Origin of the sequence: Acinetobacter portensis, assembly GCF_023158935.1 — a bacterium.
Taxonomy (GTDB): Bacteria; Pseudomonadota; Gammaproteobacteria; order Pseudomonadales; family Moraxellaceae; genus Acinetobacter; species Acinetobacter faecalis.
On record NZ_CP096120.1, the window covers coordinates 2,542,986 to 2,568,515 of the forward strand.

Sequence of the window (25,530 nt, forward strand, 5' to 3'; positions counted from 1 at the left end):
TAATCATGACACTTAACAAACGCATGGCAGTTCAGTAGTAACAGAGTTCAATCTGACGCCAAAAGGACTGTACATGTTTAAGAACCCATTTAAACGGAGTAAATCAATGGCGACTGATCAGAATCAAGAAGCTCAAGACCTTCAACAAGAGCCAGCCGAACAGCAAACTCAAGCTGAAAATGAGCAAGCTGAAGTTTCAGTTGAAGATTTACAAGAGCAAATTAAAACATTAGCAGAAAGCTTAAAACTTGAAAAAGCACGTACTGCAAATGCGGTATATGAAGCTCAAAAAAGCGTAGAACGTATTCAACGTGAATCTGAAAAGCATAAAGATACTGTGCTTGAAAAATTCTCTAAAGAATTATTAGACACTGTAGATAATCTTGAACGTGCAATTGCTGCCGTTGGTAAAGATAAATCAGCATTATCTGAAGGTGTAGAACTTACCCTTAAATCACTCCTTACAACTTTAGAAAAGTTTGGTGTTGTGGTTGTAGATACAGCAAATGGCTTCAATGCAGATTTACATCAAGCAGTAGGTATTGCTCCTGAAGCAAAAGCAAATGAAATTGGCACTGTATTGCAAAAAGGCTACACATTAAAAGGTCGTTTATTACGCCCTGCAATGGTGTTAGTTGGCGCATAAGGCCTAAAAATTCGGGAGTTTTTTAATTTTTTTTGAAAACAATACTTGAAAAAAATTGAACGGCTCTCATATCGGATAACAAGCGAAAACATTGTAAAAGAAATTCAGAGGAAACATCCAAATGGCTAAAATCATTGGTATTGACTTAGGTACTACAAACTCTTGCGTAGCAGTACTTGAAGGCGACACAGTTAAAGTTATCGAAAACGCTGAAGGCGCTCGTACAACTCCATCTATTATTGCGTATAAAGATGGCGAAATTCTTGTTGGTCAATCTGCTAAGCGTCAAGCGGTAACTAACCCGAAAAACACATTATTCGCAATCAAACGTTTAATTGGTCGTAAGTACCAAGACCAAGCAGTTCAAAAAGATATTGGTCTTGTACCTTACAAAATCATCAAAGCAGACAACGGTGATGCTTGGGTTGATGTAAACGACAAAAAATTAGCGCCACAACAAATCTCTGCTGAAATCTTGAAAAAGATGAAAAAAACAGCTGAAGATTACTTAGGCGAAACAGTAACTGAAGCAGTTATTACTGTTCCTGCTTACTTCAACGATGCTCAACGTCAAGCAACTAAAGATGCGGGTAAAATTGCTGGTTTAGAAGTTAAACGTATCATCAACGAACCTACAGCTGCTGCTTTAGCGTTTGGTATGGATAAGAAAGAAGGCGACCGTAAAATCGCTGTTTACGACCTTGGTGGTGGTACTTTCGACGTATCAATCATTGAAATTGCTGACCTTGATGGCGACCAACAAATTGAAGTGTTATCTACAAACGGTGACACATTCCTTGGTGGTGAAGACTTCGATAACGCATTAATTGAATTCCTTGTTGAAGAATTCAAAAAAGAGCAAAACGTAAACTTGAAACAAGATCCTCTTGCTCTTCAACGTTTAAAAGAAGCTGCTGAAAAAGCGAAGATCGAACTTTCATCTTCTAATGCAACTGAAATTAACCTTCCGTACATCACTGCTGATGCAACCGGCCCTAAACACTTAGTAATTAACGTTACTCGTGCAAAATTAGAAGGTTTAGTTGCTGATTTAGTTGCTCGTACAATTGAGCCATGTAAGATTGCGCTTAAAGATGCTGGTCTTTCGACTTCTGACATCTCTGACGTAATTTTAGTTGGTGGTCAGTCTCGTATGCCACTTGTACAACAAAAAGTACAAGAATTCTTTGGTCGTGAGCCACGTAAAGACGTAAACCCTGACGAAGCTGTAGCAATGGGTGCTGGTATTCAAGGTGCGGTACTTTCAGGTGACAAAACTGACGTACTTTTACTTGACGTTACACCGCTTACACTTGGTATTGAAACAATGGGTGGCGTGTTAACAGCAATTATTGAGAAAAACACAACGATTCCTGCGAAGAAATCTCAAGTGTTCTCAACTGCTGCTGACAACCAACCTGCTGTAGACATTTCGGTTTACCAAGGTGAACGTAAAATGGCTCAGCAAAACAAATTATTGGGTAACTTCCAATTAGGCGACATTCCACCTGCTCCACGTGGTGTGCCACAAATTGAAGTATCTTTCGACATCAATGCTGATGGTATTTTGAAAGTATCTGCTAAAGATAAGAGCACTGGTAAAGAGCAATCTATCCAAATTAAAGCAAACTCAGGTTTGTCTGATGCTGAAATCGAAGCAATGATTAAAGATGCTGAAGCGAATGCTGAAGAAGACCGCAAATTTGAAGAGTTAGCAAAAGCACGTAACGAAGCTGATGCACTTGTATCTTCTGCTCAAAAAGCAGTTAAAGATCTTGGCGAGCAAGTAACTGCAGATGAAAAAACTGCAATCGAAACTGCTGTAGCTGAACTTGAAGCTTCTACAAAAGAAAATGATGTAGAAGAAATTAAAGCGAAAACTGAAGCGCTTCAAAACATCATCATGCCTATTAGCCAACGTGCTTATGAAGCTGCACAAGGTCAAGGCGGTGCTGAAGGCTTTGATCCGAATGCATTCGGTGGCGATGCTGGTCAAAAAGCTGACGATGGCGTTGTAGATGCTGAGTTTAAAGAAGTTAAAGACGACAAAAAATAATTTGTCACTTTAGAAAAAACCGCGCGAAAGCGCGGTTTTTTTATGACTTTGATTCAATATATTTTCACTTTTAAAATAGAATAATCATTTAAATGATAAATTTAATTGTTCTAAATTTAACTTAAATCTTATACAGTTAAAGCACAATAATTCTTCGATTTAAAAATGCGTGTATTTATTCTGGTCTTTGTAAGCTTAGTTTTTATTTTATTGATTGTTCAAAATAAAAAACATCCTCAAGTGATATTAAATAGCCCCATTGATAGAGTTTTACACCCTACAGATACTCGACTCAGATATAAAATTTCAGAAATAGATTCTAGATTTAATATTTCACATGAACGAGCTATTCAATTAAGCCAAGAAGCAGCTGCAATTTGGACAGCAGGCACAGGAAAAGAATTTTTTATTTATGACCCAAAAGCAAAATTAACTATAAATTTTCACTACGATGAACGTCAAGAAGACAGTTCAGCTCGTTTAGCACATCAAAAAAATATTCAGAATGAGCAAACACAATGGGAAGCAAAAAATAACGAAGTAAACTCACTTCACAATGAAATTGATCGGATTAATGCCCTTTTAAATGCCAAGAAAATTGAATACGAAACACAAGTTCAAAATCATAATCAACAAATTGCACACATTAACCAAAATGGCGGAGCACATGCTTCACAACGCGAAGCTTTCAATCAACAAAGAGTATTTCTAGAACAAAAATTGCAGAATTTAAAATTTGAAATAGATAGCTATAATTCAAAAATCCATCAGCTCAATATGCAAATAGATGAGTTAAATCAAATCAACCAAAATATTAATGCATCTATCCAGCATTTTAATTCGAAATTTAAACCTTATTTATTCGATAAAGGTAATTTTGATGGACGTAATATTAATATTTTTGAGTTTCAATCTGAAGATGACTTACGTTTAACACTTGCACATGAATTTGGTCATGCATTAGGTTTAAAACATCATGAAGACCCTAAAGGTCTCATGCACCCAATGATGCAAGATCAAGAACAAACTAATTTTAGATTATTACATTCAGATTTAATGCTATTTCAAAATCGTGCTTATTCAAGGGAATAATCAATAAAATAATGTATCTAACAAATATCACTTATTAAAAGCTTTTTGCTTTAAAAAAACTCAACCAATCTGCCAATTTCTTGAATATCACGATTCATGCTATTGTATAGATAGATCACTTAGAGGAAAAAGCTGTGAGTTACTATCATATTATTTTGGAAGTAAACGATCATATCAGCACGATTGAAGAAACACGTGATATTGAACTATTTGATATTGTTGAACTTCAACCGTATCTTCACTCAATTTTATTACCTTATTTCAATGAACAAATACTTGAATTAGATGATGATAATATTGAGTTTAAAGATGTTCTTCACCTTGAAATTAAGCAAACATTATTACCAATAAATGACTTAATTGAAGAAGAACAGCGACTTCTTCCTAGTGATACAGACGTGACCATCACAGCGTATGAAATTTTTAATAATCGTGATTTAAGTATTGATATCACAACAGCTGTTTTTGACTTATTAGAAGCTGTAAAAATTGATCCGAATGCGACAATTTAACTAGCTCTAATTATAAAAAAGGTCTGCAAATGCAGACCTTTTTTATTTGTATCATTTGTTATTTCATTATCTTTTTTGCATTTTCATCACGAATAGCATTCAAAAATAATTGCCCTGCTCTACCCGTTGGACTCAAACCAAAACGTAATTGTTCCTGACGAATTGCTTGGCGAGTTCTATCTCCAATCAAACCATCAACATCACCAATTGAATAACCTCGGCTTAATAAATAAGCTTGAATTTGACGACGTTCAGTTCTAGATGTTCCTGCATCGTTGGTTGGCCATTCTGCTACAAAACCTTCTGCACCTTGTAAACGATCAGATAAATGTGCAATTGCAAGTGCATAACTTTCTGCTGCATTGTAGCTATAAATGGCATCAAAGTTTTTAAAGACTAAGAATAATGGTCCACTTGCACCCGCTGGTGACATTAAACCTGCTTGCGATAATTCGGTTAAGTTACCTTGAATTAAAGGTGTACCATCTACTCGAACAACGCCACGCTCCACCCATGAAGCAAGTGTCTTTTTATTACGACGTCCTTCGCCAGCAATAGACATACCTTCAGGCACTTTAATTTCAAAACCCCATGGTTGACCTGTTTGCCATCCACGTTTTTTCAGAAAATTAGCTGTAGAGGCTAAAGCATCTGTCGTACTTGAAACTAAATCACGACGACCATCACCATCAAAATCTACCGCAAGTTCTTCATAAGTTGATGGCATAAATTGAGTATGACCAAATGCCCCAGCCCAAGATCCTTTTAGCTGATCTTGTGTTAAATCGCCACGTTGAAGAATTCGCATTGCCGCAAAAAACTCTCCTCGGAAAAAGTTTTGACGACGACCTTCACAGCTTAATGTTCCCAATGACTGTAATAAATCATTTTTACCGGAAATATTACCGTAGTTACTTTCAACTCCCCAAACGGCAACTACTGTTTCAATAGACACGCCGTAAGTTGTAGAAACTTTCTTTAGCACATCTGCATGTTGTCGAATTTTTATTTTTCCTAATTCAACGCGCTCAACATCAACCAAGCCAGATAAATAATCCCAAATGGGTGTCGAAAATTCTGGCTGATAATTAAGTTTTTCAATAACCGAATAATCTGGCGTTAAATTTTGTGTATAGCGATCAAAAGTTAAACTTGAAACACCAGACTGCATTGCCTGATTTTTTAAGTTCGAAATACAGATTTGAAAAGGACTTGGAGAATTGGAGTCAGAAATATTTTGCCCAGCAGTAATTACTGGAACCGTTTGACCATTAATAATGAGCTCAGCTTGAACCTGAGTTGTGATAAATAAAGCTGAACCAAAAAGAAAAGCAATATTACGCATATTATCCCGATGCTTTTTTGAATTTAAATTATGACTTAAACATACCACTAACAAAGCCAAATAATATAAGTAAATCGTAAATTTAAATTCATTTTCCTTCACTTTAAATTCATATTTTTACTTTTAAATTCAAAATATAGTTTTAAAGTGGATTTTTTGAATTTAAAACTATAAATATGCATAAAACTTTGAATTTAAAAACCATAAAATAGGTGCGTTTTAAATTTAAAATAAGGTTTTTAAATTTAAATTAGTGAGATATAAATTCAAAATAACCAAGTTACCCACAATGAAAACAACCCAAGGAGCTTTTAACTCACTAATTTTGAATTTAAATTGATGTTTTTAAATTCAAAATATCAGTTTTAAATTCATTTTTAGATAATTTAAATTCAAAGACAGCCTTTTGAATTCATTTTGATGGATTTTAAATTCAAAACTTTAAATTCAAACTACTTAATTTCTTATTTTTATGAATACCTCTCATATAACCATCTATTTTTATTCTTTAATTTTTATATAACTACTTTAATATATTGATTATTTTTAGATCAATAATCTTCCGATAAATGGTGCCAAACTCGAAAGAGGCGCAATCATGCCCGAACTACACGCATAAAAAAAGCGGTCATTTGCATGACCGCTTTTTTAACATTCAAACTTTGGTTTAAATGCTCATATCTTCGCTAAGTGCGAGTGGATTCGGTAAAATCTTCGCCAACTTACGACATAAAGTTGTCAATTCAGCACTGTCATTTGGCATAAGGGTAATATGACCAATTTTACGACCTTCACGCTCAGTTTTATTGTACAGGTGAAGATGTACACCGTCTAAAGCAAGTACGTCTTCAGATTTAGGATATTGACCAATGATATTGATCATCACTATTGGACGTACCACAGCTGTTGAACCTAATGGTAAACCTGCAACTGCACGAATATGATTTTCGAATTGTGAGCAAACAGCACCTTCAATAGACCAGTGTCCAGAATTATGAACTCGTGGTGCCATTTCATTGGCATATAAGCCTTTATCTGTCACAAACAACTCAAGCGTTAACACACCCACATAGTTCAAGTGATTGAGCAAGCGAGTAATGTAGTCTTGTGCAACAGGCTGTAAATCTGCGCTGTTTGGTGCAGGTACAATTGAATGCGACAAAATACCATTGTGGTGATGGTTTTCAGCCAATGGCCAAGTTTTTACATCACCGTTTTGACCACGTACCGCAATAATCGAAACTTCACGTGAGAAAATCACAAAGCTTTCTGCAATTAATGAACCAGCAGGACCAAGTTCCGCCCATGCTTGATCAATTTGATCTGCGCTGCGTAAAACAAATTGACCTTTACCGTCGTAACCGCCTGTCGCTGTTTTTAAAACAATAGGCAAACCAAGTTCAGCAACTGCTGACTTTAAGCTTTCTAATGAATCTACAGCTTTATACGGCGCAACAGGAATATCTAATTCATCGAATAATGCTTTTTCAGAAAGACGATGCTGTGCAATAGCTAATGCTTGACGCGGAGGATGCATATCTTTGTTTTGCGTTAAAACATCAACATCTGCCAACGGCGTATTTTCAAATTCAAGGCTAAAAACATCTGCACTTTCAATGAATTGTTGTAATCCATTTTCAGCTTTAGTCGAAATAACCTGACCCAAAGCTGCTGAAGGGCAATCTGTACTTGCTTCAAAGAAAGTACATTGAATGTTTAAAGGCAATGCCGCTTGCGCCATCATTCGACCAAGCTGACCACCACCAAAAATACCAATGGTTTTATCCATGATAAAAATTCCTTAATTAAGCTTGGCTTTAGATTTGACCAGGAATATTTTTGCTTGCGACTTTTTCAGTTTGTGCAGCACGGAAATCTGCAACATTTTTAGCAATTTCAGGACGTGTTAAACCTAGAATTTGCGCTGCCATAATTGCAGCATTTGTTGCGCCCGCTGGACCAATTGCAAGTGTACCTACAGCAATACCTGCTGGCATTTGTACAATTGAAAGTAATGAATCTACGCCATTTAAAATAGATGACTTCACTGGTACACCAAGCACAGGTAAATCAGTTTTTGCCGCACACATACCTGGTAAATGCGCTGCGCCACCTGCACCTGCAATAATGACTTGAATACCACGATCACGTGCTTGTTCAGCATATTCGAATAAGCGATCTGGAGTACGGTGTGCAGACACAACCTCAGCTTCAAAAGGGACACCAAGTTGCTTAAGCATATTGGCAGTGTGTTCTAGAGTAGCCCAGTCAGACTGAGAACCCATGATAATTCCAACGAGAGGAGTGTCTTGTGAAGCGGCCGCATTCATTGCAATGTTTCCAGAGATTAAAGTAAGAGAGATAAATCTCGACTATAGCCAAGCTTTAATAAGAGCCACATATTATAGACTGATTTTTCAACTCAATAAAATTTAACGCTTCATTCAAAGCATGATTTTTATTATTTTCTATAAATATTACAAAAAATGAAGCAAAAATAGGGCAGTAGTAAATTTCTGTTTTTACTACTGACTGCGGAATACAAAATAAACACAACCACATAAGCATAATGCTGCCCAAATATAGTCAAGTTTGAACGGTTGTTTAAATAGGAAAATCATAAAGGGCACAAATACCAATAAAGTTACAACTTCTTGGGTAATTTTCATTTGCCCAACAACCCAACCATTTTGAGCCAGCATTTTGGTCGCAGGAATCATCAGACCATATTCAAATAGCGCAATAAACCAACTGAATAAAATAGCCTGCCACAACGGAGCATCGTGCGGTAAAAATTTTAAATGACCGTACCATGCAAGTGTCATAAAACAATTGGCAAGAATTAGAAGTAATATTGGTACAAACATCTAAGAAATAACCTAAAAAAGATTTCGCTATTGTACAAATTTATTTCCAAATTTGATGCAAATTTATGAATCATTTTTTTTGAACAAAATTAGGTATTTTCATTGCGAAAAACGTCTTAATTGATACAAGAAAAACTATCTTTTCAGGTATAGCCTTGCTATCGTTGCTTACAAATCGAATAAATCATGACAACACCACCAAAAACAACGTGATGTGTCAAAAAAAGAAGTGGAGTTAAACGTATTATGCATCTGCATATTTTAGGTATCTGTGGCACATTCATGGGTTCTTTAGCATTACTTGCGCGTGACCTTGGTCATACAGTTACAGGCTCAGATCAAAACGTTTATCCACCTATGTCTACGCAGTTAGAAAATGCGGGTATTACCTTAATGCAAGGCTATGACCGTAGCCACTTACAACCACATCCAGATTTAGTGATTGTTGGTAATGCCATGAAACGTGGTATTGATGCTGTGGAATATATGCTGAATGAAGGCTTACCGTATATTTCGGGTCCTCAATTCCTTGCAGATCATGTATTACAAGGCAAACATGTACTTGGTGTTGCAGGTACACATGGTAAAACAACAACAACAACAATGCTGGCTTGGGTGCTTGATCAAGCAGGTTTAGAACCAGGCTTCTTAATTGGTGGCGTACCTTTAGGTTTTAGCGAAAGTGCTCGTTTAGGCGGTGGAAAATACTTCTGTGTAGAAGCAGATGAATACGATTCTGCATTCTTCGACAAGCGCTCTAAGTTCGTGCATTACCATCCTAAAACAGCCATTTTAAATAACTTAGAATTTGACCATGCCGATATTTTTGATGATTTGGCGGCAATTCAAAAACAATTCCATCATTTAGTTCGTACCATTCCAAGTGAAGGTCGCATTATTGCGCCTATTACTGAAACCAATATTGATGAAGTTTTAGAACAAGGTTGTTGGACACCTGTTGTGCGTACAAGCTTAGATGCGAACGAAAAATCCGAGCTTTATGCAGAGCAATTATCTGCCGATGGTTCTCACTTTAAAGTGTTACAACACGGCGTTGTAAAAGGCGAAGTGAAATGGACAATGACAGGTCAGCATTCTGTGGCGAATGCTTTAGCGACCATTGCTGCCGCAGAACATGTTGGCGTTTCAATTGAAACGGCATGTGAAGCTTTATCTAATTTTGGTGGTGTAAAACGCCGTATGGAGCTTTTAGGCACTGTACGTGGTATTGAAGTTTATGATGACTTTGCACATCACCCAACGGCAATTGATACGACACTTGAAGGTGCACGTAAGCGTTTAGGCGAACGTAAACTTTGGGCAATTATTGAACCACGTTCAAACACCATGCGTATGGGTAGCCATAAAGATGGTTTAGCATATTCTGCTCGTTTGGCAGATGAAGTGATTTGGTATCAACCTGAAGGTTTAGATTGGGACTTACAACCTGTAATTGATGCTGCGCCAAATAAAGCTGTAATTGCACGTACTTTAAATGACATCATTCAAACTGTAGTCAGCCAAGCAGGTGAGGGCGATGCTGTTGTGATTATGTCGAATGGCGGTTTTGGTGGATTACATCAAAAGTTAATTACAGCGTTAAAAGCTTAACTTATTGCTTAAAAAAAGCCCGCAAATGCGTAATGCCAGTCAGTTAAGCAAAAAAAGTTAAAATGCTGTAAAAAGAGCGTATGTAAATACGCTCTTTTTTTATGAATTTATCTCAGAATCTAGATTTAACATTAAAACAAACCCTACCTTCACTTTCACAATTCAGTGAATTGATTGATTTAAACTGGATTGAAGATTGCTTAAACCAAACAGGTAAAGCATCAATTCGAAAAAGAAAACTGCCTGCTGAACATGTTGTTTGGCTGGTGATCGGACTTGCTCTATTTCGAAATCAGCCGATTTGGTATGTGGTTCAACAATTGCAACTTGTTTTCGGTACGGCAGAATACTGTGTACCGAGTGCATCCGTACAAGCAAGACAGCGCTTAGGATTAGAACCCATGAGTGCTTTATTTTCGACATTAAGTCAGGCATGGTTTAAAGACTCACAACAACAATATAGCAACTTTCACGGTCTATGCGTTTGTGCTGTAGATGGTGTGGTTTGGTCTATGCCTCATACAGAAGAAAACTTTAAGCACTTTGGTTCATCCAAAGGCAAAACAGCAGCTGCCCCTTACCCACAAGTCAGAGCGACTTGCCTAGTGAATACCAATACACATGAAATGATTGATGCCCAAATTGGCAGTATGGATCAAGGTGAATTAACCTTAGCCAGTCAATTAAAAGCACCAGTTCGCAGTATTACCCTATTTGATCGTGCTTACTTCTCTGCTGATTTTTTAGTGAGTTGGCAATCTCAGGCAGAAGAGAGTCATTGGTTGATGCGAGCAAAGGACAACCTGCGTTATGAAGTGATTCATCATAATGCGGCCCATGACTTTCAGATCAAAATGCCTGTTTCAGCAAGAGCAAAAAAGATAAATCCGTCATTGGGTGACTATTGGGAAGCACGTTTAATTGAAGTTGAATATGCAGGGAAAATAAGATGTTACATTACATCATTAACAGATTCTAAAGTTTATCCATTCAAAGACCTTGCAATGCTTTATATCCAGCGTTGGGAAATAGAAATGTGTTATCGGGAAATTAAAAGTGATTTACAGGATGCAAGGATTTTAAGAAGCAAACAACCTGATTTGGTCTATCAAGAATTGTGGGGGGTATTTATTGCATATAATATCTTAAGAAGACAGATGAGGTTTATCGCTGAACATGCAAAGGTGAGTCCTTTAAGGATCAGTTTCCATATTGCATCCATGAGTATTATCAATATCTTAAGGCACACACCTTTAGAATCAGCAGGAAACCTACCCAAACATTTAGCGCAATTATTTGAACAATCTAAAATATTTGTATTACCTGAAAAAAGGCAAAGGCAATGTCCGCGAGTAGTGAAAATTAAAGCACAAAAATATCCAAGAAAATGCCAGTCAATTTCTTAACTGACTGGCATTACGCAAATGCGGGCTTTTTTATTATTGAAAGATCAAAACTAAGGTTTAAAAATTTAAGCCTTCACATCTGAAAAGCTTTCATCTCGTCTAAACATTACTTCAACATAAGAACAAGTAGGCAAAATTTTAAGGTTCTTTTCACGTGCAAACTCGACTAAAACATCAAGTAATTGGCGCGCAACGCCTTGACCACGTAAAGAGTCATCTACCCATGTATGGTTTGCAATAACAGTATATTCACTGCTCCACACATAGGTGATTTCAGCAACTCTTTCCCCAGCAGCATCCACTGCAAAAAACTCACCCAATTGACCATTGTCTTCATGTTGAAATTGCATAGCAAATCTCTAATATTTCTATTTAAATAATAAACATGAATATTTTAACCGAATAAAACATCACGAATAGAAGAATCTTTATTAAAAACAGATTTTGCAAAAGGGCATAACGGTAAAATTTTCACACCCTTGCTACGCGCAAACTCTACAGCACTATTCACTAAATGCACGCCTACGTTTTGTCCACGCAATTCATCTTCCACATGCGTATGGTCAATAATAAATTTATCATCACCTGCCCAAGAATATGTCATTTCAGCTAAACGCTGACCATCTTCACCAATATAAAACTCACCTTTAGAGCCATTTTCTTTATGTTTAATTTCTAACACTTTTCTGTCCTTTAAATTATTCTTAATCTAAAAAATGCCACGTTTTTTTTGGGCATACTGTTAATTTTTATTACCCGCAACATATTTAGGTCACATACAAAATCTATGATGAGAAGGCAAACACATAACTTAACTTCATATTGAATTAAGCCTACAATTCCCCCAAATATTCTTTGCTATTTTTATATGAAAACTTCTCCCATAGAAGCAGATACCACTCCTACCAAGCAGTGGATTTGTGTGATTACACTTGCCTTTGGTGCTTTTATTTTTAACACCACAGAATTTATACCCATCGCCTTATTAAGTGATATAGGTAATAGTTTTGGAATGCCTGCAACAGATGTCGGCATGATGATTACGCTTTACGCATGGGTTGTTGCACCAATCTCTTTACCAATTATGTTACTCACGAAAAATATCGAAAGACGGTTTTTACTGACGGTTTTATTTGTTGTTTTTATTGTAAGTCACGTTTTATCTTATTTTGCATGGAGTTTTACGGTTCTGCTAATTAGCCGTATTGGTATTGCATTTTCACATGCTTTATTTTGGGCAATTACTGCATCTTTAGCCGTTCGTGTTGCACCTAAAGGCAAAGAATTTCAAGCTTTAGGTTTACTTGCAACAGGTACAGCTTTAGCCATGGTTTTAGGTATTCCATTTGGTCGCATGATTGGTGAAACTTACGGATGGCGAAATACCTTTGGGCTTATAGCCATTTGTGCAACTTTTGTCTGTATTACGCTTGCCAAAACTTTGCCATTATTACCAAGTGTCAATTCAGGTTCTATTCGAAGTTTATCTAGCTTTATAAAACGTCCAAGTTTAATGATGGTTTTTGCTTTAACCATTATTGTGATTACAGCCCAATTTACGGCATATAGTTATATAGAACCTTTTTCACTCAATATTGCTCAATTTAGTTCTGCACAAACCACAACTTTACTGCTTATTTTTGGTGGCGCTGGTTTCTTTGGTTCATATCTTTTTGGCAAATTTAGTGCTCGCTATCCAAAACTTGCAATTCCTTTAAGTACTTTTTGTTTAGCTACTTCAATGCTTCTTTTACTGCCGTTTTCGAGTGGCTTTTTAAGCTTAAGTGCTGTGTGTTTACTATGGGGCGTTGGCATTATTGGATTTAGCCTTGCACTTCAAGCCAAAACACTCAACCTCGCTTCCGATGCAACCGATGTCGCGATGGCAATTTACTCTGGCTTATACAATGTTGGTATTGGTGGCGGTGCATTATTGGGTGGACTTGTTAGCACACATATAGGGTTAAGCTATATTGGAATTATTGGCGGTGTTCTTGCTGTTTTAGGAACATTACTCACATTAATTTTGGTACGCCGTGCAGACTTTATGCCAAATAAAGTTTAATTGTTTTAACATTTACGTATTTGCAGATTCAGTCAAAATCTGTCATGCTTCGCGCATATTTGGATTTATCCAAAACAAAATTTAGTTGAACAAGGGGAGTAGCCTCCTCCAAACGTTAAACACTCTTTATGAATATTTAACGTGTCAGAATATCGTCATTACACTTTGCAAAAAGTCGGTATCTGAGCATCTTGAGTTTAAATACAAAGATGTAGGCAAGACCTTGATCATGTTGTTACAGATGTTTTATTTCATCTGACGACTGGTCAAGGTTTTTTTATGGCTGGTTGTTAGATGTGGAGAATTCCCCTATGGAAACAATCGGCACTTTATGGCTGTATTTAGCATTCTTCGGTATTGTTACTGTTATGCTCATCATCGACTTTTTAGGCTTTAAACAAAAGCAAGGTCAAGAAGTTAAAGTTAAAACCGCAGCATACTGGAGTATTGCTTGGGTTACAGTCGCGACTTTATTTGGTGGTGGCTTGTGGTTATACCTAGAACAAACCGCAGGCGCGACAGTCGCGAATACCAAAGTGATGGAATACTTTGCAGGTTATTTACTCGAAAAATCACTCGCAATTGATAACGTATTCGTTTGGCTGATGATTTTTGCCGCTTTTGCAATTCCTCCTGCATTACAACGTAAATTGCTTTTATACGGCGTATTAGGCGCAATTGTTTTACGTACCATCTTTATTTTTATTGGTGCATGGTTTGTTCAAGAATTCTCTTGGATTCTCTACATTTTCGGTGCGTTCTTAGTTTATACAGGCTTCAAGTTCTTAAAAGGTCAAGATGACGATCCGAATATTGAAGATATGGCGATTCTAAAATGGCTACGTAAACACATGCGTATTACACCAAAGCTAGAAGGCGATAAATTCTTTGTTCGTCAAAATGGTATGCTTTGGGCAACACCACTTTTCTTGGTTTTAATTTTAGTAGAAGCATCTGACGTTATTTTCGCAGTCGACTCTATTCCTGCTATTTTTGCGGTAACCACAGACCCGTTCATTGTATTAACTGCAAACTTAATGGCAATTTTAGGCTTACGTGCAATGTTCTTCTTATTGTCGGGCGCTGCATCTAAAATGCATTACTTACCGTATGGCTTAGGTCTTATTTTAGTGTTCATTGGCTTTAAAATGCTGATGCTTGACGTATTCCACATGCCAATTTGGATTTCATTAGGCTTTATTGTCATTACCCTGACAATTACAGCAATTCTGTCGATTCGACACAGCAAAAAATATAACGAAACAACCTTATAAGCTTAAAATATGAATGATAAAAGCCTTCCTTTGGGAGGGCTTTTTTAATCTATTAATTTTAACTTTGACCATTTCCCTAAAAAATCCTTTGTTTTTAATCTATATAAAAACACATCATGACTGACTAAATTTTTATTCCAACGTAGCTTCAATTCAAATAAGTCCGACAGTCCAAAGGGTGCGATATATTCGATTTCATTCATTGCATTCAAACGTACCGCAACAGATGTTGCTGTTTCAGGCCATAACGACAACGCATGCTCAATAGACCTTAATGGCGCAATATTTTCACCGGTATCGGTTTTATACCAAGTATGAACCAAAGCTTGATTGGTGATATCCCACTGTATATTTGGAAAGATTTTCGACATTTCTTTTTCTAAATTTTCTGCATAACAATCATCAGATACATCATAAAAAATAACATCAACTTCGGTATTTTCTAAAGCGTACTCTTGATCATGTAAATGTGCCCAAACCGTATTACGAATAATGCCTGCTGCAATATATGCTTGTGATTCTATAGCTTTTAAAGCCTTTAAAATTTGCATGATATTCGTATTTTTAAGCAGAATATTTTTCAAATTTTCAGCATACTTTTCTTCCATATTGATCATTTTCATATTCACACTCGTTTTTAAATAATGATCCTAAATTCAAAATTGGTAAAGATTATGTGATGAATCATGGAAGAGTTGATTTTTTACGTTACAATCAAGCGAAAAAAGTACAACCATAGGTTTTCTAATGTCTTCAATTTTATCTCCTATTGCCATTCGTGGTCGTTTTCTCGATATTCAAAATACAGTTTCAAAAGCATCCGATATCGACCAAGCTGTTCGATATATTGAAGATGGCTTACTCATTAGTCATGAAGGAAAAATTTCATGGTTTGGTACGTGGGAAGAAGGGCAATCTCAACTTAATGCAGATATGAATGTTCAGCATTATCCTGATCAACTCATTGTTCCTGGTTTTATTGACACGCACATTCATTTTCCACAATCAGAAATGATTGGTGCATATGGCGAACAACTTTTAGAGTGGTTAAACACTTATACATTCCCAACTGAAATTCAGTTTGAAAACAAAGCATATGCAGACAAAATTGCTCAATTCTTTGTAAACGAACTTCTTAAAAACGGCACAACAACTGCACTGGTTTTTTGTACGGTTCATCCTCAATCTGTAGATGCTTTATTTGAAGTTGCAGAACAGCACCAAATGCGCTTAATTGCAGGTAAAGTGATGATGGATCGTCATGCACCTGAAGCTCTTTGTGACACAGCAGAAAGTGCATACACAGACTCTAAAGCACTTATTGAAAAGTGGCACGGAAAAGGTCGTAACTTATATGCAATCACTCCACGTTTCGCACCAACATCTACACCTGAACAACTTTCTGCAGCAGGTAAACTAAAAGCTGAATTCCCAGATGTTTATGTGCATACGCATTTAAGTGAAAATAAAAATGAAATTGCATGGGTAAAAGATTTATTCCCAGAACAAAAGGGCTATTTAGATGTTTATCATCATTATGGTTTAACAGGATCGCGTTCTGTATTTGCACACTGCGTTCACTTGAAAGATGAAGAGTGGGATTGCATGCATCAAACTGATTCTGCAATTGCGTTTTGTCCAACTTCAAACTTGTTCTTAGGTAGCGGTTTATTCCCTTTGAAAAAGACATGGGAAAAACAAGTAAAAGTGGGCTTAGGCACAGATGTAGGCGCAGGAACTTCATTTAACCAACTACAAACGCTAAATGAAGCTTACAAAGTTCAACAACTGCAAGGCGATAAACTCTCTGCATTTGAAGCGCTTTATCATGCAACAATTGGTGGGGCAAAAGCCTTAGATTTAGATGAAAAGTTAGGTAATTTCAACATTGGAAAAGAAGCCGACTTTGTTGTTTTAGATTTAAAACCAACAGCAATTCAGGCTTTACGCCAAGAACGTGCAAAAGGTATTGATGATGCTTTCTTTGCACTCATGACCATGGGCGATGACCGCAACATTCACAGTACTTATGTATTTGGTCAATTGGCTTATAGCAAAAGTAATGCTCAATAAATAATTGCGCTTCGCTTTTTTTATGTGAGAAATTTACTATTTGTTATATTTTTATTTGTGCTTAATTCACAAATTGAAAAACAATGACTACACTCTACATAGCCAAAAGGGATGCATCTCATCTTCAGATGTATTAAAATTAAGATAATATGAGGTGTTGCTGGTCAACGCCTTTTTTATTTTTAACTTTTTTCTTTAGGTATCTACCCATGACCGTTCAAATGAGCGTAATGATTTCCACAGAAGAAATCCAAGCTAAAGTTAAAGAGCTTGGTGCAATTATTGATGCACACTACGCAAACAGTGACAAAGAATTAGTACTTGTAGGTTTATTACGTGGTTCTGTAATTTTCATGTCAGATTTATGCCGCGCAATCACAAAACCACACGAACTAGATTTTATGACGGTATCAAGTTATGGCGGTGGAACCGTATCTTCAAAAGACGTTAAAATTTTGAAAGATTTAGACGGTGAAATTCGTGGTAAAGATATTCTTGTTGTTGAAGATATTATCGACTCAGGTAATACCTTAAGCAAAGTTTTAGAAATTTTAAGTACGCGCGAGCCTAATTCAATTGAGCTTTGCACTTTAGTGAGCAAGCCTTCACGCCGTGAAATTGACTTAGAAGTTAAATTTTTAGGCTTTGAAGTAGAAGACAAATTCATTGTAGGTTATGGCTTAGATTACGATCAAAAATATCGCCATCTTCCATTTATTGGTGAAATTGGTCTTTAATCAGTTTCATTTTAAAAAGTGGCGTAAGCCACTTTTTTTATTTTCATAAAAAAATTAAAGAACAAAAAAACAACAACTTTTAGCCAAACTTTTCTTTCCTCTTCATGTTTTTTATTTAATGATAGATTTACAAGTTTTTATAATACAAAGATAAATAACAAGGAGATTCATTATGTGGTCACTCATCGTTGCAATTGTTATTGGTTTTGTTGCAGGCTTAATTGCTCGTGCTATTCACCCCGGTGAAGATAAGGCAGGTTTTTTTGTTACCGCTGCATTAGGTATTGCAGGCTCATTACTTGCAACATACGGCGGACGTTTCCTTGGTTTATATCTAGAAGGGTCTAGTGCAGGCTTTATTGCTTCTATTATTGGCGCAATTATCATTCTATTTATTTATAATTTAATTGCGAAAAAATCGTAAATTAATGAATAAAAAAAGCACCGAATATGGTGCTTTTTTTAGCTTTAAACTTAACTTATAAACCAAATTCTTTAAAAATTTGTTCAATTTGTTCAGCAGGGTATGCACCTGAAACTTTGAATCCATTCGAGAAAATAATGGTCGGTGTACCACTAATTCCCAAAGTACGTGCCAAAGAAAGGTTACGATCAATTGGGTTTTCACAGGTCTTTTGACCTGTTGGCTCATAGCCTTTTGAAATTAAATCATCCCATGCTTGTGCAGGATTTTTCTCACAGAAAATTTTCTTAGATGGTGCAACAGATTGTGGTTTAAATGCCAAAATAAAAGTATTGATTGTAACATTATCTAGCTTTTTAAGTTCTGCTTCTAACTGCTTACAGAAAGGGCAGTTTGGGTCTGTAAATACCGCAATTTGACGTTTACCATTTCCCTTAACTATTTTAATTGCATCATTAAATGGAAGTTTATTCCAATCTAGTGAATTCTGCTGAACCAACAAGCTTTTAGTTAAATTTTGCTTATCTTTCAAACGAACCATTGAACCAGCAAGAATATGTTGAGCATCATCATTTAAATAAACAACTTGCCCATTTAATGAACCGCTGTAAATTCCTTTCATTTCTGTAACTTGAATATTTTGAATATTCACATCGGGATTATTTTTAGCCAAATTTGTTTTTACTGTTTCTACATTTGCAAATGCAAACGTAGACATAAATGCTGTTGCTATAAGTATGGCTTTTTTCATTTTAAATTTTCACATTTATTAAATTGCCTTAATTCTACGCTTTTCACTTTACAAAAGTGTTTGATTTTCTTTAACTCAAACCACAAACACTATAAATTGTTCCACGTGAAACAACTTATATTTTATTAATTTCAACTGATATATGTGCAATTTCATCATGAATTGAAAGCGCATGACGAACATTATCTGCTGTTAAGTTTTCATTGGTTTCTAAAGATAAAATACAAGAAAACTTGCCTTTAGCCACTTTCCACACATGAATATCTGTAATATTTACATTAGCAGATAATTCATCAATCACTTCTCTAATTTCATCTACAACAGGATGATCCATTTCAGCATCTAATAATGTTTTTCCAGCTTCTTTCATTAATCCTAAAGCCCATTTAGCCACAAGAATTGAACCTACAATACCCAATAAAGCATCAAGAAAATCCCACCCCATATACTTACCTGCAATTAATGCAACAATTGCAAATACAGAGGTCACAGCATCTGCAACCACATGCAAAAAGGCAGCTTTTTGGTTTAAATCATGATGATCATTTTCCTGAGCATGATTATGTGAATACTCATGCGAATGGTGATGGTGATGGTGATGGTGATGGTGATGGTGATGGTGATGGTCGCCATCATGAAGTAACCAAGCACAAATAAGGTTGATCGTTAAACCTAAAATCGCAATTGGAATAGCTTCGTTATAATGAATTTCAACAGGATTTATAATTCGAATAACAGATTGAACAGCCATAAAAACGGCAACAACCATTAATAAAATAGCGCTGCTATAACCCGCTAAAATTTCTATTTTCCATGTACCAAAACAAAATCTAGATTCTTTTGCATAGTGCCTAGCTGCTCTGTAAGCAAAATAAGCTAAACCCAATGCAAGCATATGTGAACTCATATGCCATCCATCGGCAAGTAAAGCCATTGAATTAAAAATCCATCCCCCAATGACTTCTAACAGCATCATAATTGCCGTTAAAATTGTCGCGATTAAAATTCGCTTTTGAGCTAATGGATTGCCCTCATCAAATTGATGTGAATGTATTCTTTTAGATTGAAAATTTTGCATAATAATAGGGGAACAATATACTCCCCTATAGTATATTTAGTTTTTGGAGTGTTGTGTGAGTCATCTACATCAAGATAAGAAAATTTTAAACCGTGTAAAGCGTTTACAGGGGCAACTTAAAGCTGTTGAAGCATCTTTAAGTGAACCAGAAACAGAATGTATTGATGTTTTACAACAAGTCGCAGCAATTAAAGGTGCTGTTAATGGTTTAATGAACGAATTAACCGAGGCGCATTTACGCCATCATGTTTTAGCCGATGCTGAACAAGTCAATGAAGAAGAGTTAACTGAGTTTTTAAAATTATTAAAGCGGTATGGGTAGTCTGATATAGTATTGTTTTTATTCATTATAATATCAGGGGGAATAATGCTAAAACGGATCTTAATATTAGGGCTTTTAATATCACTCAGCGCTTGTACGTCTATTCAAGTTAATAATACGCAAGGATTTCAAACAAAAAATATCAAACACATTTGTATTATAAAAAATGCAAAAGTTACCATCGGTGATTTTGAAAATATGATTGTAAGAAGCCTAGCGAGATATAGTATTAGAGCTGAGGTTTATCCTGAACAATCTAAACCTTTGTTCTGCGATGTCACAATGACCTATACCGCGTTAAGAAGTTGGGATATGGCAACCTATTTAAGTTCTGCAAAATTTGTGCTCTACCAAAACAATCAACAAGTTTCTGAAGCGACATTCCACTTAAAAGGAAAAGGTGGTTTAGCTTTAAATAAATGGCGTTCAACGGAAACAAAAGTAAATGAATTAGTTGATGAATTACTAAAATAAAAAAAGCCCTCATTTGAGGGCTTTTAAAATATCGAATTACTTTCCAATACAGAACGATCCGAAAATCTTTCCTAATAAATCATCTGCACTAAAATCACCCGTAATTTCACCTAAGGCATTTTGCGCTAAACGAAGAGATTCTGCGACCAATTCGCCTGCGTTATAAACCACAAGTTGCTCACGAGCTTCTGCTAAATATTCCTGTGTGCGCTTCATTGCGTCTAAATGACGTGTTCTTGCAATAAATGTATCTTCTTCAGGTTGGAAGCCTGCATGCGCTGTAATCGCATCTATGAGCGATTGAACGCCTGTTTCTTGCTTAGCAGACACAGCTATATGACGGAAACCTTGATAATCTAAAATTTCAGCACGTTTCCCTGTTAAATCACACTTGTTACCAATCAATATTAAACGCTTTGGCTCAATATGATCTGCAAAATATTCTTGTGCTAATGCAAGCGGATCTTCACCTTGGCTTAAGTCATAAACAAGCAGTAATAAATCCGCTTGTTCAATTTCTTTAATTGCACGACGAATACCTTCTTTCTCAACAATATCACCAGTTTCACGTAAACCTGCGGTATCGGTTAAGGTAATTGGTAAACCATTTAAGGTAATTTTTTCATGTAAAACATCACGTGTTGTACCTGCAATATCCGTCACAATTGCACGCTCAATGCCCGCCAAAGCATTTAATAATGAAGATTTACCTGCATTCGGTTTCCCCGCAATAACAACTTGCAAACCTTCACGTAGCAATTGCCCCTGACGCGCAGATTGTTGAACAGCAGTTACCGCATTAGCAACACCATCTAACAGGTTTAAAATTTTGCCGTCAGCTAGGAAATCAATTTCTTCTTCAGGAAAATCAATTGCAGCTTCCACATGCAAACGCAAATGAATGAGCTGTTCTAAAACTGCATTTACTTTTGTTGAAAATGCACCTTGTAAAGAACGTACAGCGGAGCGTGCAGCAGCTTGTGATGTTGCATCGATTAAATCTGCAATAGCTTCTGCTTGAACTAAATCTAATTTGCCATTTTCAAAGGCACGCATAGAAAATTCACCAGCTTTAGCAGCAATAGCACCAAGCTCAAATAAGCGTCCTAAAAGTGCATTTTGAATAACAGGACCACCATGACCTTGTAACTCAACAACATCTTCACCAGTAAATGAGTGTGGATTTGGAAAGCAAATTGCTAAACCTTCATCCATCACTTCATTATTTGCATCGTAGAACTTACGAAAACCAGCATAACGTGCTTGGTCTAATTCTTTTTTTGTTAGTACTTCTGCAATTTCATAAGCTTTTGGACCCGATAGGCGAATCACCCCGACACCACCACGACCTGGTGGTGTGGCAATAGCAGCAATAGTGGTTCGGTTTTGCATAAAATTCACCTAAAAAATTAAAAGTACATACAAATAAAAATCCGCCTAAGATTACCATCTTAAGCGGATTTATTCAGCTATTCAGCAAGTCTTACTTTGCTGCGTTCGCTTCTTCACGTTTTACACGGTCTTTTTCAACAGATTTGTTGATTAAACCTTGCTGTAAAATCGTAATACTGTTGTTACAGATCCAGTAAAGTACAAGACCTGCTGGGAAGAACAACATAAATACAGTGAAGATAATTGGCATAAATTTAAATACTTTCGCTTGCATAGGATCTGCAGGCTGAGGGTTTAAACTTTGCTGAACATACATGGTTACACCCATTAATAATGGAAGAATAAACCATGGGTCCATTGCCGATAAATCTTGAATCCAAGCTAACCATGGTGCATGGCGAAGCTCAACAGATTCCATCAATACCCAATACAACGCAAGGAAGATTGGCATTTGAAGCAATAATGGTAAACAACCAGAAAGCGGGTTTACTTGTTCACGTTTGTAAAGCGCCATCATTTCTTGAGAGAAACGCATGCGGTCTTCACCAAACTCTTCTTTCATGCGTTGCATTTCTGGTGCAATCACACGCATTTTCGCCATTGAGCGGTAGCTCTTAGACGATAAAGGCCAAAGAATAAGTTTAACAAGAATCGTCAATAAAATAATTGACCAACCCCAGTTTCCAACAATTCCGTGGAAGAATTGCAAACCTAAGAATAGAAGTTTAGCAATTGGCCACAACCAACCGTAATCTACAGTTTGGTTTAAACCAACAGCCAAATCTTTCAATTCAGATTGAATTTTAGGACCTGAATAGAATGTCGCATCCACCTCAGCAACAGTGCCAGCAGGAACTGTGATTGTCGGAGATGTAAAACCAATGATGTTCATATCATCAGCAGATTTACGAGATTCTAATTTTGCTGTGAAAGCTTGACCTTCACCTTGTGTTAACTTGATATCACCAGGAATCCAAGCACTTACAAAGTAATGCTGAACCATAGCAACCCAAGCATCTTTCGCATCTACACTTAACTTTTCTTCACTAAAGTTAGCAAATTTAAGTTTATTGTAGTGCTCATCAGGCGTACCCCAAGCTCCACCTAAGAATGTTCCTAAAGTAAATATACCTTGGTCAGACTTACCTGGATCTTCTGAGTTGTCACGCTTAAGCTGACCAAACATTTGACCTTGCCAAGCGCCTGCACTGCGGTTAATCACTTTATGATTAACAACAACTGGGTAATTACCTTCTTTAAACGTGAAGGTTTTGATAATTTCAATACCATCAGTTGTTTTGTATACCATTGGAACAGTTAAAACTTTAACTGCTTTTCCATCTTTATCTTGTGTCGCTTTAGCATCGGCTAAGCTATAAGTTGTTTTTTCAAACTCATATACAGGACGACCATTACGACTACTATCTGGACCATTTAGACCAATTAAACCAGATTGTGCGACATAAGTACGTTTTGCATCGCTCTCAAGCATTACAAAAGGATCATCGCTATCTTTATTTTTGTCATGATTGAGTAATTCAATACGAACAATATCACCGCCTTTAGGATTAATCCAAAGGTGATAAAGGTCAGTTTGTACTGAAATAAGTTGTTGACTTACAGGTGCTGTGGCATCGGTAGTCTGTTGCGTAGTTGCAATATTTGCTTGCGGCACATCAGTCGTTGCTGTAGCCGTTTGACCATTTGGCAAGTCTGCGGACACATCTTTAGAAACAGCGACAGCTTCTTGCTGTACTTTAGGTTCTACGTGTCCATAATCTTTTTGCCAAGCCAAAATGAGCAAATATGCGACAACGAACATAGCTCCTAGAATGGCAATCCTGGCCCATTGTTGCATATCAATTACCCCAAGTGGTTAGAGTGATTTTGGTTCATTAAACGATCACGAAAGGGTACAACAACGTGAAGCGTTTGAGAATCTATTTGCTGAAATGAAATAAAACGAATTACCTTTGGAGGGATAGGGTCATAACCCGATCCTCCCCAGGGGTGACAACGACAAATACGTCTAGTCGCCAGCCACACACCACGCACAGCACCATGTGTATGGACTGCTTCCAATGAATATTGAGAACAAGTGGGAATATAACGACAGCGAGGTCCTAATAAAGGACTAAGCGCAATCTGATAGAAACGAATAAACCAATGCAGTAAACGAACCATTGGCCATCTCTACTTTTGTGGGGATGGAACTATTTTTGAATGCTTTTTGGCAAGGCGTTGCAGTTTTTGCCAAGCACTTTGTAATTGCTGATGCAATTCAGCGTTTGGAATTGTATCAATACCTACTTTAGGCATAACAACAATATCTAAATCATCTAATTGCTGTTGATGCAGGCGAAAACTTTCGCGAGCAAGACGTTTTACTCTATTTCTTTCATGTGCACGACGCACTTTCTTTTTAGCAACGACAATACCCAAACGGCTGTTAGGCAATTCGGAACGTTTTGCTAAAAATAAGAAATGGGGCTGATGCACTTTAAAAAGCGCACCATCAAACACACCTTTATAATCTGCAGCACAGCGTAATCGAACCTCTGTGCTGAAGCTATAAAGTTTTGTTATAACACCCAAGGTTATAATAACTTAACTGATTAAACAGTTAAGCTATGACGACCTTTTGCACGACGGCGAGCTAATACTTGACGACCAGCTTTAGTAGCCATACGAGCACGGAAACCATGAACGCGCTTACGCTTTAATTCAGATGGTTGGAATGTACGTTTCATATTGAAACTCCAAAAATGATCTTGCTATGAAGGTTCGCGATTTTAGTGCTCATTGCTTGAGCTGTCAATGAAAAACGCTACTTGTAACAAAAATGATGTCTTTTTTTAAAATTAAGTCTTTTATAGAATATATTTTTTAAAATATACTTATTAACAACTTAACATACTAATTAGAATGAATATTTAAAACTTAATAACATGTTTATCAACAAATTTTTTTAATTCAATTAAGCCAACTTAATTATTTTGGTTTTAAATTTGAATTTAAATAAGTTTAGAAATATACCCACAAATTTAAAGCCTCTTATTAATAAATTCAAATTTATAAATTTAAATTTATTACTATTAGCGTTGATTATTTCTGTGGAAATCACATTTTTCTATTATAAAAACAAGTATTTATATTGTGGATATTTATGTTCTAATAAAAAGAATACTTTGTGGATAACTTTGTGATATATTTTATCCACACCTTATTTATTATCTTATCCACAGGTGAGAGAATTTAAATTTATTTGCTTGTTTTACGTTTTTTTGTACAAATGAGCTTTAATTTGCCATGACAGATGTGGATAACTTCGTTAGAATGGCGACCCGCTTTTGCGGTCTTGAATATTTTTAATACATCATATTATGTAACGAACAGGGGGTTCGC

General features: G+C 36.3%; 27 protein-coding genes. 13 read left to right on the top strand and 14 right to left on the bottom strand.

The features are described from left to right. Positions 1-106 precede the first annotated feature (106 nt). From grpE to MZO21_RS12650, 4 genes are all read left to right on the top strand, one after another. Complete coding sequence (gene grpE / locus MZO21_RS12635) at positions 107-646, top strand: nucleotide exchange factor GrpE (RefSeq protein WP_248103912.1); 540 nt, start codon at positions 107-109, stop codon at positions 644-646. A gap of 121 nt (positions 647-767) precedes the next feature. Further along, the gene (gene dnaK, locus MZO21_RS12640; protein ID WP_154772983.1) at positions 768-2,702 is read left to right on the top strand and encodes a molecular chaperone DnaK; all 1,935 of its coding nucleotides are present in this window, start codon (positions 768-770) and stop codon (positions 2,700-2,702) included. Between the two features lie 165 nt (positions 2,703-2,867). Next, entirely contained in the window at positions 2,868-3,794 is a 927-nt protein-coding gene (locus MZO21_RS12645) for a matrixin family metalloprotease (protein WP_154772984.1), read from the top strand. Between the two features lie 134 nt (positions 3,795-3,928). Next, positions 3,929-4,306 (top strand): hypothetical protein, encoded by a 378-nt coding sequence (locus tag MZO21_RS12650; RefSeq protein WP_171501291.1) that lies wholly within the window; start codon positions 3,929-3,931, stop codon positions 4,304-4,306. A gap of 58 nt (positions 4,307-4,364) precedes the next feature. Here the strand turns inward: MZO21_RS12650 and MZO21_RS12655 are convergent, their stop codons facing one another. The 4 genes from MZO21_RS12655 to MZO21_RS12670 form a co-directional block, all read right to left on the bottom strand. Continuing rightward, complete coding sequence (locus tag MZO21_RS12655) at positions 4,365-5,651, bottom strand: lytic murein transglycosylase (protein WP_154772985.1); 1,287 nt, start codon at positions 5,649-5,651, stop codon at positions 4,365-4,367. Positions 5,652-6,318: 667 nt separating this feature from the next. Further along, positions 6,319-7,440 (bottom strand): 5-(carboxyamino)imidazole ribonucleotide synthase, encoded by a 1,122-nt coding sequence (locus MZO21_RS12660; protein WP_248103915.1) that lies wholly within the window; start codon positions 7,438-7,440, stop codon positions 6,319-6,321. A gap of 28 nt (positions 7,441-7,468) precedes the next feature. Then, the gene (purE, locus tag MZO21_RS12665; protein WP_154772987.1) at positions 7,469-7,981 is read right to left on the bottom strand and encodes a 5-(carboxyamino)imidazole ribonucleotide mutase; all 513 of its coding nucleotides are present in this window, start codon (positions 7,979-7,981) and stop codon (positions 7,469-7,471) included. 195 nt (positions 7,982-8,176) lie between these two features. Next, on the bottom strand, positions 8,177-8,518 hold the full coding sequence (locus MZO21_RS12670; RefSeq protein ID WP_248103917.1) for a DMT family protein: 342 nt from the start codon (positions 8,516-8,518) through the stop codon (positions 8,177-8,179). Between the two features lie 246 nt (positions 8,519-8,764). Here MZO21_RS12670 and mpl point away from each other — a divergent pair, with 246 nt between their 5' ends. Beyond that, positions 8,765-10,129, top strand: a complete 1,365-nt coding sequence (mpl, locus tag MZO21_RS12675; protein ID WP_248103919.1) for a UDP-N-acetylmuramate:L-alanyl-gamma-D-glutamyl-meso-diaminopimelate ligase — start codon at positions 8,765-8,767, stop codon at positions 10,127-10,129. A 101-nt stretch (positions 10,130-10,230) separates the two neighbouring features. Next, positions 10,231-11,535 carry an IS4 family transposase gene (locus tag MZO21_RS12680; RefSeq protein WP_248104251.1) on the top strand — a complete coding sequence of 435 codons (1,305 nt, stop codon included), beginning with the start codon at positions 10,231-10,233 and terminating at the stop codon, positions 11,533-11,535. A gap of 65 nt (positions 11,536-11,600) precedes the next feature. On the opposite strand, the gene MZO21_RS12685 is transcribed toward MZO21_RS12680, so the two are convergent. Further along, positions 11,601-11,885, bottom strand: coding sequence for a GNAT family N-acetyltransferase (locus MZO21_RS12685; RefSeq protein WP_248103178.1), 285 nt, complete (start codon positions 11,883-11,885; stop codon positions 11,601-11,603). 44 nt (positions 11,886-11,929) lie between these two features. Continuing rightward, complete coding sequence (locus MZO21_RS12690; RefSeq protein WP_248103181.1) at positions 11,930-12,217, bottom strand: GNAT family N-acetyltransferase; 288 nt, start codon at positions 12,215-12,217, stop codon at positions 11,930-11,932. A gap of 186 nt (positions 12,218-12,403) precedes the next feature. Here MZO21_RS12690 and MZO21_RS12695 point away from each other — a divergent pair, with 186 nt between their 5' ends. Together MZO21_RS12695 and MZO21_RS12700 are read left to right on the top strand one after the other, a co-directional pair. Continuing rightward, positions 12,404-13,600, top strand: a complete 1,197-nt coding sequence (locus MZO21_RS12695) for a sugar transporter (RefSeq protein WP_248103184.1) — start codon at positions 12,404-12,406, stop codon at positions 13,598-13,600. A gap of 311 nt (positions 13,601-13,911) precedes the next feature. After that, positions 13,912-14,874 carry a TerC family protein gene (locus MZO21_RS12700; protein WP_154772992.1) on the top strand — a complete coding sequence of 321 codons (963 nt, stop codon included), beginning with the start codon at positions 13,912-13,914 and terminating at the stop codon, positions 14,872-14,874. A 44-nt stretch (positions 14,875-14,918) separates the two neighbouring features. Here MZO21_RS12700 and MZO21_RS12705 read toward each other — a convergent pair whose 3' ends face one another. Then, complete coding sequence (locus MZO21_RS12705) at positions 14,919-15,497, bottom strand: nucleotidyltransferase family protein (RefSeq protein ID WP_248103187.1); 579 nt, start codon at positions 15,495-15,497, stop codon at positions 14,919-14,921. Between the two features lie 124 nt (positions 15,498-15,621). On the opposite strand from MZO21_RS12705, the gene guaD reads away from it, so the two are divergent. The 3 genes from guaD to MZO21_RS12720 all read left to right on the top strand — a co-directional run bounded on the left by guaD (position 15,622) and on the right by MZO21_RS12720 (position 18,108). Continuing rightward, entirely contained in the window at positions 15,622-16,947 is a 1,326-nt protein-coding gene (guaD, locus tag MZO21_RS12710; protein ID WP_154772993.1) for a guanine deaminase, read from the top strand. 209 nt (positions 16,948-17,156) lie between these two features. Beyond that, on the top strand, positions 17,157-17,684 hold the full coding sequence (hpt, locus tag MZO21_RS12715; RefSeq protein WP_154772994.1) for a hypoxanthine phosphoribosyltransferase: 528 nt from the start codon (positions 17,157-17,159) through the stop codon (positions 17,682-17,684). 172 nt (positions 17,685-17,856) lie between these two features. Continuing rightward, positions 17,857-18,108: a GlsB/YeaQ/YmgE family stress response membrane protein gene (locus MZO21_RS12720; RefSeq protein ID WP_248103190.1), complete on the top strand. Its 252-nt coding sequence runs from the start codon at positions 17,857-17,859 to the stop codon at positions 18,106-18,108. A 55-nt stretch (positions 18,109-18,163) separates the two neighbouring features. Here MZO21_RS12720 and MZO21_RS12725 read toward each other — a convergent pair whose 3' ends face one another. Together MZO21_RS12725 and dmeF are read right to left on the bottom strand one after the other, a co-directional pair. Then, positions 18,164-18,859, bottom strand: coding sequence for a DsbC family protein (locus tag MZO21_RS12725; RefSeq protein ID WP_154772996.1), 696 nt, complete (start codon positions 18,857-18,859; stop codon positions 18,164-18,166). 115 nt (positions 18,860-18,974) lie between these two features. Then, positions 18,975-19,937, bottom strand: a complete 963-nt coding sequence (gene dmeF / locus MZO21_RS12730; RefSeq protein WP_248103193.1) for a CDF family Co(II)/Ni(II) efflux transporter DmeF — start codon at positions 19,935-19,937, stop codon at positions 18,975-18,977. Between the two features lie 55 nt (positions 19,938-19,992). Here dmeF and MZO21_RS12735 point away from each other — a divergent pair, with 55 nt between their 5' ends. Together MZO21_RS12735 and MZO21_RS12740 are read left to right on the top strand one after the other, a co-directional pair. Beyond that, positions 19,993-20,259 carry a metal/formaldehyde-sensitive transcriptional repressor gene (locus tag MZO21_RS12735; RefSeq protein ID WP_248103196.1) on the top strand — a complete coding sequence of 89 codons (267 nt, stop codon included), beginning with the start codon at positions 19,993-19,995 and terminating at the stop codon, positions 20,257-20,259. Positions 20,260-20,304: 45 nt separating this feature from the next. Then, complete coding sequence (locus MZO21_RS12740; protein WP_248103199.1) at positions 20,305-20,733, top strand: Sbal_3080 family lipoprotein; 429 nt, start codon at positions 20,305-20,307, stop codon at positions 20,731-20,733. A 36-nt stretch (positions 20,734-20,769) separates the two neighbouring features. Here MZO21_RS12740 and mnmE read toward each other — a convergent pair whose 3' ends face one another. From mnmE to rpmH, 5 genes are all read right to left on the bottom strand, one after another. Then, positions 20,770-22,125, bottom strand: coding sequence for a tRNA uridine-5-carboxymethylaminomethyl(34) synthesis GTPase MnmE (gene mnmE / locus MZO21_RS12745; protein ID WP_154773000.1), 1,356 nt, complete (start codon positions 22,123-22,125; stop codon positions 20,770-20,772). A gap of 91 nt (positions 22,126-22,216) precedes the next feature. Beyond that, positions 22,217-23,983, bottom strand: a complete 1,767-nt coding sequence (gene yidC / locus MZO21_RS12750; RefSeq protein ID WP_154773001.1) for a membrane protein insertase YidC — start codon at positions 23,981-23,983, stop codon at positions 22,217-22,219. Between the two features lie 5 nt (positions 23,984-23,988). Next, a complete protein-coding gene (gene yidD, locus MZO21_RS12755; RefSeq protein ID WP_154773002.1) occupies positions 23,989-24,309 on the bottom strand; it encodes a membrane protein insertion efficiency factor YidD in 321 nt (106 codons plus the stop codon). A gap of 9 nt (positions 24,310-24,318) precedes the next feature. Then, positions 24,319-24,711: a ribonuclease P protein component gene (rnpA, locus tag MZO21_RS12760; protein WP_171501296.1), complete on the bottom strand. Its 393-nt coding sequence runs from the start codon at positions 24,709-24,711 to the stop codon at positions 24,319-24,321. Between the two features lie 29 nt (positions 24,712-24,740). Then, complete coding sequence (gene rpmH / locus MZO21_RS12765) at positions 24,741-24,875, bottom strand: 50S ribosomal protein L34 (RefSeq protein WP_000831329.1); 135 nt, start codon at positions 24,873-24,875, stop codon at positions 24,741-24,743. Positions 24,876-25,530: the final 655 nt, after the last annotated feature.